Annotated in this window: 17 protein-coding genes and 2 pseudogenes; 8 read left to right on the top strand and 11 right to left on the bottom strand. The window is 43.9% G+C overall.

Translation table 11 applies throughout. From position 1 onward, the window contains the following. Positions 1 to 301 precede the first annotated feature (301 nt). From F6K51_RS19205 to F6K51_RS19185, 5 genes are all read right to left on the bottom strand, one after another. Entirely contained in the window at positions 302 to 484 is a 183-nt protein-coding gene (locus F6K51_RS19205) for a hypothetical protein (protein WP_293022982.1), read from the bottom strand. A 719-nt stretch (positions 485 to 1203) separates the two neighbouring features. Next, entirely contained in the window at positions 1204 to 2283 is a 1080-nt protein-coding gene (locus tag F6K51_RS38490) for a tetratricopeptide repeat protein (RefSeq protein ID WP_365939987.1), read from the bottom strand. 866 nt (positions 2284 to 3149) lie between these two features. Continuing rightward, positions 3150 to 4169, bottom strand: coding sequence for an adenylate/guanylate cyclase domain-containing protein (locus F6K51_RS19195; protein ID WP_293023025.1), 1020 nt, complete (start codon positions 4167 to 4169; stop codon positions 3150 to 3152). Between the two features lie 311 nt (positions 4170 to 4480). Then, a complete protein-coding gene (locus F6K51_RS19190; protein WP_293022980.1) occupies positions 4481 to 5122 on the bottom strand; it encodes a DUF3120 domain-containing protein in 642 nt (213 codons plus the stop codon). A gap of 239 nt (positions 5123 to 5361) precedes the next feature. Then, positions 5362 to 5493, bottom strand: coding sequence for a hypothetical protein (locus tag F6K51_RS19185; RefSeq protein ID WP_293022978.1), 132 nt, complete (start codon positions 5491 to 5493; stop codon positions 5362 to 5364). Between the two features lie 105 nt (positions 5494 to 5598). Between F6K51_RS19185 and F6K51_RS19180 the strand changes: the two genes are divergently transcribed. The 4 genes from F6K51_RS19180 (at position 5599) to F6K51_RS19165 (ending at position 8563) form a co-directional block, all read left to right on the top strand. Beyond that, positions 5599 to 5733 (top strand): hypothetical protein, encoded by a 135-nt coding sequence (locus F6K51_RS19180; RefSeq protein WP_293022975.1) that lies wholly within the window; start codon positions 5599 to 5601, stop codon positions 5731 to 5733. 308 nt (positions 5734 to 6041) lie between these two features. Next, a complete protein-coding gene (locus F6K51_RS19175; protein WP_293023022.1) occupies positions 6042 to 6878 on the top strand; it encodes an undecaprenyl-diphosphate phosphatase in 837 nt (278 codons plus the stop codon). Positions 6879 to 6921: 43 nt separating this feature from the next. After that, positions 6922 to 7089: a hypothetical protein gene (locus F6K51_RS19170; RefSeq protein WP_293022972.1), complete on the top strand. Its 168-nt coding sequence runs from the start codon at positions 6922 to 6924 to the stop codon at positions 7087 to 7089. A gap of 133 nt (positions 7090 to 7222) precedes the next feature. Then, on the top strand, positions 7223 to 8563 hold the full coding sequence (locus F6K51_RS19165) for a TIGR03279 family radical SAM protein (protein ID WP_293022969.1): 1341 nt from the start codon (positions 7223 to 7225) through the stop codon (positions 8561 to 8563). Here the strand turns inward: F6K51_RS19165 and F6K51_RS19160 are convergent. Next, positions 8514 to 8681: a hypothetical protein gene (locus F6K51_RS19160; protein WP_293022966.1), complete on the bottom strand. Its 168-nt coding sequence runs from the start codon at positions 8679 to 8681 to the stop codon at positions 8514 to 8516. The two genes, F6K51_RS19165 and F6K51_RS19160, sit on opposite strands and share 50 nt — an antisense overlap. Before the next feature lie 430 nt (positions 8682 to 9111). On the opposite strand from F6K51_RS19160, the gene F6K51_RS19155 reads away from it, so the two are divergent. Continuing rightward, positions 9112 to 9366, top strand: coding sequence for a hypothetical protein (locus F6K51_RS19155; protein ID WP_070392913.1), 255 nt, complete (start codon positions 9112 to 9114; stop codon positions 9364 to 9366). A 107-nt stretch (positions 9367 to 9473) separates the two neighbouring features. Here the strand turns inward: F6K51_RS19155 and F6K51_RS19150 are convergent, their stop codons facing one another. Then, positions 9474 to 9653: a hypothetical protein gene (locus F6K51_RS19150; protein WP_293022963.1), complete on the bottom strand. Its 180-nt coding sequence runs from the start codon at positions 9651 to 9653 to the stop codon at positions 9474 to 9476. Positions 9654 to 9965: 312 nt separating this feature from the next. On the opposite strand from F6K51_RS19150, the gene F6K51_RS19145 reads away from it, so the two are divergent. The 3 genes and pseudogenes from F6K51_RS19145 to F6K51_RS19135 all read left to right on the top strand — a co-directional run bounded on the left by F6K51_RS19145 (position 9966) and on the right by F6K51_RS19135 (position 14361). Next, positions 9966 to 10361, top strand: coding sequence for a metalloregulator ArsR/SmtB family transcription factor (locus tag F6K51_RS19145; RefSeq protein ID WP_293022960.1), 396 nt, complete (start codon positions 9966 to 9968; stop codon positions 10359 to 10361). Positions 10362 to 10626: 265 nt separating this feature from the next. Further along, positions 10627 to 12696, top strand: a complete 2070-nt coding sequence (locus tag F6K51_RS19140; RefSeq protein ID WP_293022957.1) for a heavy metal translocating P-type ATPase — start codon at positions 10627 to 10629, stop codon at positions 12694 to 12696. A gap of 424 nt (positions 12697 to 13120) precedes the next feature. Beyond that, a pseudogene (locus F6K51_RS19135) lies at positions 13121 to 14361 on the top strand (RNA-guided endonuclease TnpB family protein). Here F6K51_RS19135 and F6K51_RS19130 read toward each other — a convergent pair. The 4 genes and pseudogenes from F6K51_RS19130 to F6K51_RS19115 form a co-directional block, all read right to left on the bottom strand. After that, on the bottom strand, positions 14354 to 14665 hold the full coding sequence (locus tag F6K51_RS19130) for a hypothetical protein (RefSeq protein ID WP_293022954.1): 312 nt from the start codon (positions 14663 to 14665) through the stop codon (positions 14354 to 14356). The pseudogene F6K51_RS19135 and the gene F6K51_RS19130 sit on opposite strands and share 8 nt — an antisense overlap. 175 nt (positions 14666 to 14840) lie before the next feature. Further along, positions 14841 to 15266 (bottom strand): hypothetical protein, encoded by a 426-nt coding sequence (locus F6K51_RS19125; RefSeq protein ID WP_293022951.1) that lies wholly within the window; start codon positions 15264 to 15266, stop codon positions 14841 to 14843. Positions 15267 to 15425: 159 nt separating this feature from the next. Further along, positions 15426 to 15551 (bottom strand): annotated as a pseudogene (locus tag F6K51_RS19120) (hypothetical protein); the annotation flags it as partial. 12 nt (positions 15552 to 15563) lie between these two features. Then, a partial coding sequence (locus tag F6K51_RS19115) for a tetratricopeptide repeat protein (RefSeq protein ID WP_293022948.1) occupies positions 15564 to 16786 on the bottom strand: 1223 nt, incomplete at its 5' end.

Here is a 16786-nt window from a genome sequence, read left to right as displayed (position 1 = left end):
TTGTACACACAAGCTTGTCGGGTGGGCAACAACAGTTTGGTTGTTTTGAGTATTAATGATTAGATTACTTTGCCCACCCTACTTTAATTGCTATTTTTTTGTACACACAAGCTTGTCGGGTGGGCAAAAACCGTTTGGTTGTTTTGAGTATTAATGATTAGATGACTTTGCCCACCCTACTTTAATTGCTATTTTTTTGTACACACAAGCTTGTCGGGTGGGCAAAAACCGTTTGGTTATGCGTGAGTATTGATAGATTAGATGACTTTGCCCACCCTACTTTAATTGCTATTTTTTTTGACTATGGCTGACGGCTGACAGCTGACGGCTGACAGCTGACATCTAACTTCCCATCGCTGATATCAGCTTCAAGCTGTTTATCCCAGAGTAACCAGTCTCTTTCAGCAAACCACTCTCTCAAGCGCACGAAATCTTCCTTAGAGAGAGCCTCAATTTCAGCTTGAATCTGTTCTATTTTTGTCATCAGAAAAAACTGACTGCAATACTGGTGATTAAACCTCTATAGTCTAGCATAAAAATTAACTTGCTCTAGGCTATATTTTTTAGCTTGTAGGGTGGGCAAAAACCGTTTGGTTATGCGTGAGTATTAATGATTAGATTACTTTGCCCACCCTACTTTAATTGGTATTTTTTTTTACTTATCAACCTCAAAGTCCCCCTTTTTAAGGGGGATTTAGGGGGATCTCTTTGTAGCTCATGGGAAAGAGAATTGCTATATCCCTTTAAACCTTTCTCCTTTCCTTCTGCCTTCTGCCTTCCTAGGTCAGCTCATCCCGCAATTTTTGAAGATTCTCGCGGCAAGCGATAGTATTGGGATGATTTGACTCTAACTTTCGTTCAAAAATCTCCAAGGCTTGGACAAAAACAGGGTCGGCCTCCCAGTACCGTCCCTGATAATAGTAGAGATATTCCAAATTCTTGAGAGATTGTGCGACATCTGGGTGTTCAGTACGTGACAGCTCCTACACTGATTCTATAGAATCAGTGTAGGCTTCCCAGCCAATCCAGCTATTGCTTAGGAGGCGCTGGGCTTTAAGAACGGACTGCCCTGCCGCTCTGTTTTTTTTGACTTTTTTTAAGAATGTTTTACTGACAAACCAGCATTTTCGGCTTTGCTTACCAGTAAATACATAATAACATCTTCAAAAAGACTCTGTGCAAAATTCATCCCACACTCACGTTTCACGTCGCAGATGTGGGGCTTCTTTTGCTGGAAGCTAGAAGTTTTTTCCTGATCTCCAAGGCTTGGACATAGAGAGGTTCGGCCTTGCAGTACCGTCCCTGATTCTCGTAGAGTAATGCTAGATTGTTGAGGGAAGAGGCGACAGCTGGGTGTTCACTTCCTAAGCGATTGCGGGTGAGCTCTTTACATTGCTCTATTAAACCTAGTCCATCATCAACTTTTTTTTTTGCCTGTTCCTGTTTACTATCAGAATTAACTGCTACGTTACTATCGGGATGAACTGCTACTTTCGGTTGAATCAGTGGCAGAGGAGTTGTTAAATTCTGATTGACAAACCGCTTTACCTGACGGTAGATTCGATTCTTTTTATCATCTACTTTGCAGATAGAGATATGGTCAACATCCATCGGGACAGGAATAACCCCCTTAATACCAGGGTCAGCACTGGTTTGATTCACCACTAAAATCCCATTGGTAGGTCTGGTTTCGCAGTAAACCAGCATCGGGATTTCGCTAAACTGGTGGTCATTGCGATACAAAAAATTCAGTTCCCGTAAGCGAGAATGGTGCGCCTCCAATTCCTCAATACTGACAGTGGTTCGTAGAATCGTGCCAATATAATTAATCCAACGTGCCAAATCAGAACCAGAATGAGGGGTAGACAGGAAAACAATTCCCCTCGTCCCAGATGCGATCGCTTGCCATTTGCCGAAATCCCTAGCACTGCGCAGCATCTGTTTCACCAGCAGTCCCCCCATACTGTGAGTAACAAAAATTATTGGGCGATCGCCTATCTCATAGCTATCCAGTAGATCTAAACTATTAGTCGCCCGGTCTACCAGAGGCATAGAATTACCCTTCCATCTAAATGGTTCTACCTCATAAGCCAGAGACCAAATTCCCACATCTGATAAATCTTCCCCCAGCCAAGCAGGCCAAAAATTATGATCATCTCGCCGTTCTTGCGGGTGCCAAGTACTTAGCGCATCACCCCCGAGTCCATGGACAAAAATTACATCCCCACGGCGAGAGGGGTTCTCAGTACCAAAAATTTCAATTAAATCGTTACGATCACTCACAGACTAGCTCTCCAGGAATAAAGGTCATTGAGATTATTATTGAGATGCTTCGTGACCCTGATTCTCTTGCTATCCATTAGATTAGCTACTGATTCAATCGTGAGAAATCCAGAAAGTGCCAATAAATTCTCTGTCTACCCTATATTCCGCCGCTCCCTACTCCCTACTCCCTACTCCCTGTTCCCTGTTCCCTATTCTTCTATTTTTATCCGGATAAAAAATCACTCATTTTTTTGTTATCAAAGAAAATAAATTTATTTAATAAAATTCAAAACTTTCCGGATATTAAATAATTATCAACTTGCACAGCCAAAGGGAGCGATGACCAAGGATTTATTGAATTTAGCGGTGAATCATTTCCTATGGGAAATTGTCGGATATATTACTGGAGACTTAGGAACTGTCGGCGGTTTAAAATCCAAGCTTAATCTAGAGATAGGTAGAAAGTATTTTATGATGTAGAGCTTTCACAACGAGTGATCGATAATTTTTCTCTAGGCGCTTATGTCAGAAATTTCACCACTACCAATGTGGGGCTTGAAAGTCGAGTTTCAGACTTTAACTATGGCGCTATCTTGAGGTACCATTCAGATAATGGTATATTTATAGATTCTAAACTAGGTACCGGTGACGAGGGATTTGATGCTAGAGTCCAAGCAGGGGCTCAGTTCAAGTTTTAATAGTTAGGGATTAATTTTTAAGGTTGCAGGTTAGCAGGTTGAAGGTTAAAGGTTGAATATTGAATTCTCAATTCTCAATTCTCAATTCTCAATTCTCAATTCTCAATTATACTAACCTTTACCGAAATGAGTGATACTTTAGCAATACCTTGTAATAAAGCTTATTCAATAATTGGTAGAGTAGAGTTAACTCGCACGCAAGAAATTTTCTAAATCTCCATAGGTTCCAGCGTAGGTAATAGTGGAATTATCATAACCTTTGAGATTTACAGTGTGTTGCTTGAAGTTAAGCTCAGACTTTCCGATTTTAGAAACGTAACGGTATGTATCCTCCCCTAGGGCAATATCTAGACCAAGTTCCTTGGTGGCAGATTCGAGGCGAAAAGCGGCAATTACAGTATCCCCAATAGCAGTGTATTCTGGGCGATCGCCACTACCAGTGGTGTTACCAACAATCGCAATTCCTGTGTTGATTCCAGTACCAATTCGCAGTGGGAAGGGCAGAGGATATTCATTAGACAGATTGGTAGTCATTTTGTTGAGGTCATTGACTGCTTGCAAAATACTCATGGCTTCTTGATCACTGACCCCTTCAGAGCCATGAAACCAAATCGCCATAATCGCGTCACCGATGTATTTATCTACCCAACTGCCACACCTTTTCAGAATTTCTCCAGACTCCCGGAACCAACTACCAATTGCCACTGAGAGGGTGGTTTCATCTAACTGGTGGGTGAGTACGGTGAAATTCCGGATGTCCACCACCATCACAGAAATCAGGCGGCGCACGTGCAATATTGAGGTTTGGGTATCTTTATGTATAGGTTCGGATGGTTCAGTTTTATGAGCCTTGGGTGGGCAATAAAACTCCAATTCTGTCTGACCAAAGGTAAGATGATCGCCATTGCGCAAGGTCACCGGAATACTGACTCTGCGTCCATTGACAAATGTACCGTTACGGCTGCCTAAATCAATAAGATAGAAATCACCGTTTTCGGTACACTGCAACATCGCATGGTTTCTGGAAATCCAGCGATCTGAAAGTACAAAATTGTTATCATAACTACGACCGACGGTCCAGCAATTACTACCAACTAATGGCATATACTGATCGTCAGAGCCGGTAGGCATAAGTAGGTAAGGGGTGGATCGCAAAGTCACCACAGATATAGGAGCAACAACAGGGTTAATTGAGACGTTGATCATTGCATCAATTTTCCAAGATTTCCCCTGATCAGGGAAGGATAGCGCAGAAGTTGGAGAAACAATAGCAGCCATAAGTTACTAACCAATTACTGCTAATCGAGCTTGAGTTTGCTGCTGTCAATGACCCAGCAAGACTCAGAAGCTGACCCTAGTAGATGGATTCAAAGGATGATCAAGTCATTTCGGAATGACAACGCTCAAAACTAACCTAACCTAATATAAATATATAAATCACTAAATATAAATAAATAAATGACGAAGGCTTCCGAAGAAGCCCACACTGTACCCTTTAGGGTTAGTGTCTGGAGTGATCATGCTAGGTTAGCTGCCAACCAAAAAAGACTATCTACCACGATTGTACTCAACACCGCTCCACTAAACGTCCACCAATGGGGCTGTTCTTTTGTCAATGACCAAAGACCAACTATTCCTAGCGTAGCAACCAAAACCACTGCCCAGCTAATTCCCCAAGGGGTTTGGACTTGTGCGATCGCATTTTGAAAGATTGGTTTTGCCAGGACTGGCTCTACTACCATCACCTGACGCCAGTAAGTAATTAGATTCGTCAAGTAGAAATAGATGTCGGTCATGGCTGTACCGAATAACGAACCCAAGTAAAATAGATTTCCTACCTTTCCCCAACCCCGCCACAATCCCCACAGAGCGAATGGTAGACCAATCGCTTCTACGGGTAAATGCCATAGAGGTTCAGTGCGCAACCAACCCCAATATAGTGAACCAGCCAGCCAACTCCAGCTAAATCCCAACAGCAAGTCACCCCAGACTTGGGTTGATGGACGTTGGAGCAGTTTTACCCCCAGCCACACCCAAGCGAAGGTGATGACTAAACTCAACAGTGGGAAAAGGCGCACTAGGGGAGCTTGAAAGAACACTGGTACAGAAACCAGGAAAGAGGCGGCAGCAAATAATAGCCATCCTTGAGGATTACTCACTCCCCTAGGGGGGATCGATAGAAGCAGTTGCCCTGACTGATGGGAATTCCTTGGGGCTCTAGCAGAAAACCAAGTATTTTTCAACAAAATTTTGTTACTTATCGTTAATTATCTTTATTGAACTTAATATATCATTACCAATATCCCCCCTGGGGGCATATTGGTAATAGTACTGAAATGTGGTGGTTGATGGCAAGGGTAGAAATATTTAATTTTTCAATTGGGTGAAGTACAAATTTTTAGGGAGTAGGGAGTAGGGAATAGGGAATAGGGAATAGGGAATAGGTAACAGGGAGTAGGGAGTAGGGAGTAGGGAGTAGGGAGTAGGGAGTAGGGAGTAGGGAATAGGGAAAAAATTTTTTGTACCTCATGATTATGATAATTGCCATCTAAAATCTGAAGGATGAACTCAAAAATTTATGGAAAATTAAGATTTCCTTAGCCTGGGTGGTGCGCTACCGGTAGGGCCAGGGCTATTGCTAGACTTTTTTACCGATTCCCTAGGTCAAGCGCACCGCTCCCGACTCCCGATTCCCGATTCCCGATTCCCGATTCCCGATTCCCGATTCCCGACTCCCGATTCCCGATTCCCGAGAAGCATGAAATATTAAGGTTTCAGGATTAAGGATCAAGATGGAATGGAATTGGGATATCATAAAGAGTTTGCTAAGTATCCAGATTCCCTTGGCGATTGTTGGTAATTTATGCCAGAATACCGGTTGAATTAAGGCTGGCTGATTCAGCTACAGCAACCTCTATAGGGGAAAGAATGGTCTTATCAAAACGTCAATTTATCAATTTTTATATCATTGCTGTCCTTAGCGCCTGCCTTACCTTCCCCTTGAAGGTTCTCGCCACAACTCCTGCCCCAGATGTCTTATCCTCAAGCAGTACCACTGCCACAATTACTACGCCCCACATGACTATTTTTCAGGCGGTGGTGCTGGGTTTGGTGCAGGGGTTTACCGAATTTCTGCCCATCAGTAGCACCGCTCATTTAAAAGTGGTACCTGTGGCATTAGGGTGGGGTGATCCAGGGGTTGCGTTTACGGCTGTGATTCAACTAGGTTCGATTGCGGCGGTGGTGTGGTACTTCTGGGGAGACTTGGCTAAAGTCACTACTGGCGCATTCAAAGCTATCCGTAAATCCGATTACCAATCCCAAGACTTCCAGATGGCCCTGGGAATTGCGTTGGGAACCCTACCCATTGTCTTCTTTGGACTGCTGATTAAAATCTTTATCCCTGATTATGATAATTCTCCGATACGGAGTACCATGTCAATCGCCTATGTCTCGATTGTGATGGGTTTGTTGATGGGTGTTTCTGAAGTCGTGGGTAAGCGTAAGCGTAACTTTGAGGATTTAGGTCTTAAAGATGGGATCGGGATGGGCTTGGCTCAGGCGTTGGCTTTAATGCCTGGTGTCTCCCGGTCTGGCTCAACTCTGACTGCTGGTTTATTCATGGGTTTGGAACGAGCAACCGCAGCACGGTTTTCCTTTTTGTTGGGCATCCCCGCCATTACCTTAGCTGGCTTAGTGGAGTTAGTGGGTTTGCTAAAAGATGGCATTGGGGATGCTGGCGCAATGTCACTGATTGTAGGGGTGATTTCATCAGCAGTATTTTCCTACGTAGCGATCGCATGGATGATCAGCTATCTCAAAAAACAAGGTGTCTGGATATTCGTCTGGTATCGGTTATTGTTTGGGATAGCAATTTTAGGTGCTATTATAACTGGGGTTTTACAAAATAGTTAGCGATCGCAAGTGTCGGAAGATGGGAAGATAGGGAGATGGGGAGATGGGGAGATGGGGAGATAGGGAGATGGGGAGATGGGGAGATGGGGAGATGGGGAGATGGGGAGATAGGGAGATAGGGAGATGGGGAGATAGGGAGATGGGGAGAATTATTCCAGCAATTATTGTATATTTTGATATATATTTATTTGGAAGAGATTCTACGCAATGAAATTAACTACTTGCCCCAATATTTAAAAACCTACCCTTGTGAGCTCCCCACTCTTCCCCCTGTTCCCTGTTCCCTGTTCCCTGTTCCCTAAAACCAACGACTTTGTGCCTCACCCAATTGAAAACTGCTATCAATGAGTCAAAGCTCGATTCGTCCAGTATTAATCACAAAGGTTCTTCCCAACTCCATTGCTGCTGAGGTTGGATTTGAACCAGGGGATTCTATTGTTGCGATTAATGGTAGCCATCCCCGTGATTTGATTGATTATCAATTCCTGTGTGCGGATGAAATTCTAGAACTGGAAGTGATCGATGGGGCGGGTAAGACTCATGTGATCGAAATTGAGAAAGACTATGATGACGATTTAGGGCTGGAATTCGAGACAGCGTTATTTGATGGTTTGATTCAGTGCAATAATCGTTGCCCATTTTGCTTTATCGACCAACAACCACCAGGTAAGCGCCAAAGCCTTTATTTCAAAGATGATGACTATCGGCTTAGTTTTCTGTATGGGTCTTACTTAACCCTGACTAATCTGAAGCAAACGGAGTGGGATCGGATCGAACGGATGCGTCTATCTCCTCTTTATGTTTCGGTTCATGCTACTGAACCGGATGTGCGCATACGGTTACTGAAAAATCCTCGGGCTGGGCTAATTTTAGAGCAGTTAAGGTGGTTTCAGGAGCGACGGCTGCAAATTCATGCCCAGGTAGTGGTGTGTCCTGGAATTAATGATGGCATTCACTTAGAACGTACTCTGTTAGATTTAGCTCAATTCTATACCGGTGATCTGCCCGCAGTCGCTTCAACGGCAGTAGTACCGGTGGGATTGACTCGGTTTCGACCCCAGGAGGATGAACTAATTAGTGTTACTGGGGAGAAAGCTAGGGAAGTGATTGCTCAGGTTCAAAGGCTTCAGGAGAAATTTAAGCACCAGTTGGGGTCTACCTTTGCTTGGTTGGCAGATGAGTGGTTTTTGATTGCTAGAGAAGAGTTACCTCCAGAATCGGATTACGGAGACTACCCTCAAATTGGGAATGGTGTTGGTTCGATTCGGTTGTTCCTGAAACAATTCCAAACTGCTGCTACTCAACGGTTACCTAAGGGTCTAGAAATCCCCCGACGGGGGACTTGGGTAGTGGGTAATGCGGTGGAAAAAGCGTTTGAACCTGTGGTAGAGCGGTTCAATGCTGTGCCAGGATTGGAGATTAGGATGGTGGCGTTATCTAGTGATTACTGGGGTCAGGAGATAACGGTTACTGGCTTGCTGACTGGACAAGATTTACTGAAGGGATTAAAAGGAAAAGATTTAGGAGAAATGATTCTGTTACCTGGGTTGATGCTTAAGCATGGTGATACCCGGTTTCTGGATGATATGACTGTAGCAGAAGTGGCTGATCAGCTCAATACTCCAATTATTCCTGTTAATGGTGTTGAGGAATTGATCGATGGGGCTCTTGGGAATAGGGAGTAGGGAGTAGGGAGTAGGGAATCGGGAATCGGGAATCGGGAATCGGGAATCGGGAATCGGGAATCGGGAGTAGGGAATCGGGAATCGGGAATCGGGAAAAAATTCTGTTTACCTGATTCATAGGAGAACCGCTAGATCAGTTTTGCGATCGCAAATAGTGTAAGCATTCAGCCGTCAGCCGTCAGTGGTCAGTAGTCAGCCGTCAGTCGTGAGCTAAAAGCTCACGCGTGCGCGTTCAGCTTTCCGTAACTCAGATAAAAAAAATGGTTACCTGTTTGATTCACAAACTGATAGCTGATAGCACCTCAAGTAGCGTGCGCGTAGCGCTTAAGCTGATAGCTTAGGTAATCAGTAATCCTTAATAAATATACCACTGTTAACTGTTTCCTACTCCATTTTTTTACTACTACTCAAAAAAATCACACTCCATTCCATTCCCGTACATTTTATTTAAAATACCTTCCCAAAAAAAAATTTAGAAAAACCCTTGACAACTTAATTTATAATCATTATGATTATACTATGCAAACAACAAGCAAAAGGTGACCAACATGGATTCCGAATTTCGCCCAAACCCTGAAAATAACCCTGAGGATATAACTCCTAGTAATAATCCTCAGGAATCTTCTCCAAAAAAATACCCTGTTAAGCACATTCTCAAGGGCTCCCGCAAGGCTATCATTAACACGATGCATGCCCTCTATGCACTGCGTTACGCCGAAATTTCTGAGTGGAGTCCTCTACAACCGACGGGCATTCCTGGAGAATTTATTACGATGATGACCAAGTACATAATTCTGGGTTAACGGATTAACTTTCTGGGGGGCTTTGCCCCCTGGCAAAATCATCGAGTCTGCTCCCATGGGAGCAGGTTTGGATAGGGTTGAAAACGGAATCACATAAGGTCAATTTCCTAGCCGTGGATGGTATTTCTGCGGCTATTTTTTTTTGTTAAGAAGGGAGTAGGGAATCGGGAATCGGGAATCGGAAATCGGGAATCGGGAATCGGGAATCGGAACCCACCCCTAACCACTCCCAGGAGGGGAAGGGGAATCGGGAATCGGTAATTGGGAATAGCGATGCGCTGCATCAAGAGGTGCGACTTGTGGCGAATTAAATTCTTATACTAAGTTGCGGTCAAAGGTACAACTTTCTCTTCCGCCAATCTCCCCATCTCCCCATCTCCCCATCTCCCCATCTCCCCATCTCCCCATCTCCCCATCTCCCCATCTCCCCATCTCCCCATCTCCCTATCCAACTAATCTACTCTCTTTGAATGCAACTCGGTATTAATGGGTCAAGGGCACCTAACAGGGAATCAACCTAAAATAAAACTGTACCTCATAACTGCGAGAAACGCTATAGTATCATAGATCTAGAGATTAAATAATAAATATAATTCATCATGGCTGATTCTAGTTCTTTAAATAAACCAACTGTCTACTCTTCTGATGCTCCAAGCTGTGATGATTCCGTAGTTCATCTAGATAATGTGTGGCAGGTCCAGAGTAAGGTTCTAGCAACGGAAAAAGCGCAACAGATGGCAGAGTTTTTTAGCGTTCTTTCCGACCCTCATCGGCTAAAGTTGCTTTCAGCCCTCGCACAGCAAGAGCTTTGTGTCTGCGACTTAGCAGCGATAGTAAAAATGGGGGAATCGGCAGTATCTCATCAGCTACGAGTATTGCGATCGCAAAAGCTAGTAAAATATCGCCGTCAAGGTCGCAACGTTTACTACAGTCTTGCCGATGAACATATTGTGACTTTATATCGAGAAGTAGCTCAACACCTTGATCAAAGTTGATTATTGAGCACAGATAGGGGAAGAAGTATTAAATAGTTGTAACAGTATTTTTTATACAGCCATTTTAAATTTGTGAGGTACATATTTCTGGGTTTTAGGGACTATTAAGCATGGTATATGGGAACAAATAAAAAAAAATTGTACCTCATAATTATGTAAAAATTTGTAAATAATTTATTTTGCACAGCTGCTTACTATATAATTTGAATAATCTTTTGTCTGAATAGTCTTTCAGATATTCAGGAGATTTTCGTTAGGTATTGCTATGGCACAACACCATCATCAAGACTGCTGCAATTCTGGGCATTCCGTTAAAGCGGTTGCTGAGGTGACAACCCATGATCACTGCTGCGGGAACAGTCAAGAAAAGGAGGTGACAACCCATGATCACTGTTGCGGCAACAGTCAAGAAAAGGAGGTCACAACCCATGATGACTGCTGCGGGAACAGTCAAGGAAAGAATGAATTTAACTTGTGGCGCGAGTTAAGAGCGGTCGCGATCGCTACTCCTCTTTTGTTAATCGGACTGATTTTTCAAGATAGTTTAGATCAGACTCCTTTTGGCATAGCTGAATATGCCGTCTTGATTCCTGCTTACTTACTTTGTGGTTGGGGAGTGCTAACCACTGCGGGGCGAAATATCCTGCGGGGTCGGATTTTTGACGAAAACTTTTTGATGACCATTGCCACCATAGGCGCGATCGCTATTCACGAACTACCGGAAGCAGTGGGGGTGATGTTGTTTTACCAGGTGGGGGAATTGGTACAGGGGTCTGCGGTGGGGCGATCGCGTCGTTCGATTCGAGCCTTGCTGGAAGTGCGTCCCGATACTGCTAATTTGCTAGTTAACGGCGAGATCAAAACCGTTGCCCCTGATCAAGTTGCTGTTGGGGAAATGATTCGGGTACGCCCTGGGGAGAAAGTTCCCCTGGACGGTGAGATTATTCAGGGAAGTTCCCAACTTGATACGTCTGCCCTCACAGGAGAATCAGTGCCCCGTACCGTTGTAACAGGAGATCTGGTGTTAGCAGGGATGATTAACCAGTCTGGAGGGCTAACCATTCGCGTTACTAAGCCCTTTGACGAGTCTTCCATTGCCAGAATTTTGGACTTGGTGGAAAACGCCAGAAGCAAAAAAGCCGACACAGAAAAGTTTATTACTCGCTTTGCCCGCTACTATACTCCCGTTGTCGTGTTTCTTTCCGTAGCAATTGCCCTGTTACCACCTTTGCTAATTTCGGGAGCAAGCCCAAGCACCTGGACTTATCGAGCCTTGGTGCTCTTGGTGATTTCCTGTCCCTGTGGATTGGTCATTAGTATTCCTCTGGGCTATTTTGGCGGTATTGGAGGGGCAGCTAAGCGGGGTATTTTGATTAAAGGGTCTACGTTTTTAGATGCCTTAACTCAGGTGAAAACCGTCGTCTTTGATAAAACTGGCACCCTTACTAAAGGAAACTTTCGAGTCACCGATATTATTACCCATAATGGTTTGAGTCAAGAGCAATTACTAGAATTAGCTGCTCATGTAGAATCTGGGTCAAATCATCCCGTCGCCCAATCGATTCGACAAGCTCATGGCAAACCGATTGACAGTTCTAAGGTTGAAAATTATCAAGAAATTGCGGGACAGGGTATTCTCGCCCAAATTGATGGAAAAGTTGTCATCGCAGGAAACGATCGCTTACTCCATCGAGAGGGGATTTCCCATGATGTCTGTGTGGCTGATAGTACGGTAGCTCACTTAGCGGTGGATGGTGAATACAGTGGGCGTATCTTAATTGCCGATGAACTCAAAGAAGATGCCATCAATGCCATCCAAGCACTGCACCAACAGCAGATTAAAACTGTGATGCTGACAGGAGACAGTCAAACCATAGCTAATACTATCGCTCGAAGGCTAGGGATAGATGATTTTCAAGCGGAACTCTTACCAGAGGATAAGGTGAATGCTTTAGAGAAAATCCTCACAGCAGTAAACCAAACTAACCATAAAACCGCATTTGTGGGAGATGGCATCAACGACGCACCAGTAATTGCTCGTGCTGATGTGGGCATAGCTATGGGGGGATTAGGCTCAGATGCTGCTATCGAAACCGCCGACGTGGTAATTATGACCGATGCTCCCTCTAAAGTAGCAGAAGCGATCGCCATCGCCCGCCGAACCCTAGGTATTGTTTGGCAAAATATTATTATTGCTTTGGGAGTGAAAGTCGTCTTTATTGCCCTGGGTGCCATGGGGGTAGCAACTCTCTGGGAAGCTGTATTTGCCGATATGGGAGTGGCTCTGTTGGCGATTCTTAATGCTAGTCGAGTATTACAAATAAGGGAGGGGTGAATATGAGTTTTATTTCAATTAGGTGAGGTACTTTTTTTTAGGGAGTAGGGAGCAGGGAGCAGGGAGCAGGTAAGAGGAACCCACCCCTAACCCCTCCCAGGAGGGGAAGGCAAGAGGCAAGAGGCAAGAGGCAAGAGGTAAGATGGAAAAAATATTGTGTACCTCATAGCTATGATAAACGCTATAGACACTCAGGGGATAGAATTGGAAAAATCAATATCTATTGATCGATTTCTTGCCGATAGGCAGCAATTTCAGCCTGTAGATTGTCAAAGGTCGGGTCATCTTTAACAAAAATAGCGGAATTCCCCACCCTCTTACAGGGTGGGGATGGATAGCGACTCAGGAATTTTACTACAAAGGTTGACGCCTTACTGCGAAATCTGTATAATAGTAATATGGGTCGATAATAAGCTTGAGTGCAGTGAGACATAAAGCCATCAAAGTAAGAATTTATCCCACACAAGAGCAAGTTCAAATATTAGCTCAGCATTTTGGATGCGCTCGCTGGTGGTGGAACTATGGACTAAATCAGTGCATAGAAACTTACAAGGCAACTGGAAAAGGACTAAAACAATCTGCGCTCAATTCCATGCTGCCAAAACTCAAAAAACAAAAAGAGACTGAATGGCTAAAGGACTGTTACTCCCAGGTATTACAATCTGTAAGTCTCAACCTTAGTCGTGCATATCAGAATTTTTTTGTTCGCGTAGCGTGGCCATAGGCCAAGGCAGAGCAAAATATCCTAGATTCAAGTCATATCATCATCGCCAATCAATTCAGTACCCTCAAAATGTCAAACAAGTGGGTAACTGCCTTAAGTTCCCTGGAAAACTAGGAACTGTCAAAGCAAGAATTCATCGGCCACTAGACGGGGATATCAAAACTGTAACAGTAAGCAGAGACCCTTCTGGTAAGTATTACGCTTCTGTTTTGATGGAATACGAATCAACAGATGTGAAACTATCTAAGGAAGGGAAAGTAATTGGTATTGATTTGGGTATCAAGGATTTTGCGATTACCTACGATGGCGAAAAGACTTCTAAATTTGGAAATCCTAAACATTTAGCTAAATACGAAAAGAAGCTAACTAGGAAACAACGTATTGCTGCCCGCAAGAAAAAAGGAAGTAGTGGGCGAAGGAAAGCTAGAAAGATTGTAGCTAAGGTATATGAACGTATTGGAAATGTCCGCCAAGACTACCTTCATAAACTATCTAGGAAAATCGTAGACCAGAACCAGGTAGTGGTAGTTGAAAACCTAAATGTCAAGGGCATGGTTCGTAACCATAAATTAGCTAAAGCAATCTCTGATCTGAGTTGGGGAACTTTTGTAAATTTCCTCTCTTATAAATGTGTAAAAGAAGGAAAACTACTGGTCGAGATAGATCGGTGGTTTCCCAGCTCTAAAACCTGCTCTAATTGTCATTACCGAATCAAAGAGTTGCCACTAGATGTAAGATCTTGGATTTGTCCAAGTTGTGGCACTCATCACGATAGAGACGGTAATGCGGCCAAGAATATTAGAGCAGAAGGTATCAGAATGCTATCCTCCTCTGGGACGGGGGAGGTCAACGCCAGTGGAGAAGAAGTAAGACCAAAGCGAGGACGTCCGTCTAAGCTAAGGCGTTCTTCCGTGAAACTGGAAGCCCCAACCTCTACGTAGTAGGTTGGGGTAGTTCACACTCGGCATGGGGCACCTGATCACCGCCCGGTCTATATTTCATGGAATCGAGGTGTACCAGGGGTAATCCAGTTATTTCGGCTAAACGTTTGCTGAGGGTCGATTTGCCAGCGCCAGCATTGCCAAATACTGCAACTCTATTCATAGTTAGGGAGTAGGGAGTAGGGAGTAGGGAGTAGGGAGTAGGGAACAGGGAGCAGGGAGCAGGGAACAGGGAGCAGGGAGCAGGGAGCAGGGAAGTCGGAAGTCGGAAGTCGGAAGTCGGAAGTCGGAAAAAGAGAAACAATGTGTACCTGATAGTTATGCAAACCGCCGTAGTACTGAAATAGTCAAATATTATTACTACTCCCGATTCCCGATTCCCGATTCCCGATTCCCGATTCCCGATTCCCGATTCCCGATTCCCGATTCCCGATTCCCGATTCCCGATTCCCGATTCCCGATTCCCTACTCCCTACTCCCTACTCCCTACTCCCTACTCCTATTAACTGTTCCTCCAATTCTATCACTTTTCCCTGAATATCTAGACTCCGATAAATCTCTAAACTTTCCGTAAAAAATTGGTAAGCCATTGCCTTAGCATTCGCTTGATTACCCTCAACACGACGCAAGTAAATTTCCCCTAAGAGCTGGCGAGCAGAGGCTTCTAGTTTTCGACGGTTGTAGTCTAAGAAGACTTGTAGGGATTCCCGGGCTAACGCTTCCGATCGGTCAAGGTTTTCTAAGACATTTACCTCTAGGTAAGCCCGGGAGATATCTAGAATTTCTTCCGCCCTATCGACAAGTTGTCCAAGTTCTGAAAGTAAGGTTAAGCCCATGGTGTAGTTGGTTTCAAATTGCTCAATCTGTTCCGGTAGAGTAGGGTGGTTGGATGGTAATCGGCGCAAGCGTTCTGAATAAAGTAAGCCAAGAGCGGTATAGTTGTTGGCTTGGTTGGCTTTGTAGTCGTTGGCTTTACTAATTTCGATAGCTTGACCAATACTTTGCTCCCCTTGGCTGAGTAAGTGGAGGGCTTCGGTTGTGTCTGGAGTATTTCTGGCTAGGAGGCGTTGGCTGTTACCAATTTTTCGATAGCGATTCGCAATGTTTTCATTTTGACCCAGTTGTTGATGGAGATTTAGGCTTTGCTGGTAATGGTCAATGGCTTTGGTGTAATCACCTGATTCTAGATAACAATTAGCTAGCTAATACCACTGATTGGCGACATTCTTCTGTAAATCCAACTGCTGATAAAGGTCACGGCTTTGTTGGTAGTATGGTCTTGCTTCATCGTACTTACCCCAATCTTGATAGATTCTACCGAGCTTAAAGTAGGCACTTGCTACACCTGGTTGGTGATCAAGCTGCTGACGGATGGCTAAGGTTTTGAGTTGACAATCGACTGCTTGCTGATATTTACCCCAGTCTTGATAACAATCAGCTAGCCAATACCACTGATTGGCGACATCTTGTTGTAAATCCAACTGCTGATAGAGTTCACGACTTTTTTGGTAGTATGCGATCGCTTTGGAATACTTACCCCAATCTTGATAGATTCTACCTAGCTGATTGTAGGCTAATGCTATTAGTGATTGATCATTAAGCTGTTGACGAATGGCTAAGGTTTTGAGTTGACAATCCACTGCTTTTTGATATTTACCCCAGTCTCGATAACAATCAGCCAGGTTATAGCACTGATTAACGACATTATTTTGTAAATCCAACTGGTCATAGAGTTCAAGGCTTTGTTGGTAGTATGGTCTTGCTTCATCGTACTTACCCCAATCTTGATAGATTCTACCGAGCTTATAGTAGGCATCAGCAATATTTGGTTGGTCATCAAGCTGTTGACGTATCTGTTTGTTTTTGAGTTGACAATCCACCGCTTCTTGATATTTACCCCAGTTTCGATAACAATCAGCTAGCCAAGACCACAAATTGGCGACATCTTGTTGTAAATCCAACTGCTGATAGAGGTCACGACTTTTTTGGTAGTATGCGATCGCTTTGGAATACTTACCCCAAGCTTGATAGATTCTACCTAGTTGATTGTAGGCTAATGCTATTAGTGATTGATCATTAAGCTGTTGACGAATGGCTAAGGTTTTGAGTTGACAATCCACTGCTTTTTGATATTTACCGCAGTCTCGATAACAATCAGCCAGGTTATACCACTGATTAGCGACATTATTTTGTAAATCCAACTGGTCATAGAGTTCAAGGCTTTGTTGGTAGTATGGTTTTGCTTCATCGTACTTACCCCAATCTTGATAGATTCTACCGAGCTTATAGTAGGCATCAGCAATATTTGGTTGGTCATCAAGCTGTTGACGTATCTGTTTGTTTTTGAGTTGACAATCCACCGCTTCTTGATATTTACCCCAGTTTCGATAACAATCAGCTAGCCAAGACCACAAATTGGCGACAT

The sequence above is a fragment of the Moorena sp. SIO3I8 genome, assembly GCF_010692325.1.
Taxonomy (GTDB): domain Bacteria; phylum Cyanobacteriota; class Cyanobacteriia; order Cyanobacteriales; family Coleofasciculaceae; genus Moorena.
The sequence above is the reverse complement of the archived record's forward strand: the minus strand, read 5'-3'. Positions and strand labels throughout refer to the sequence as shown.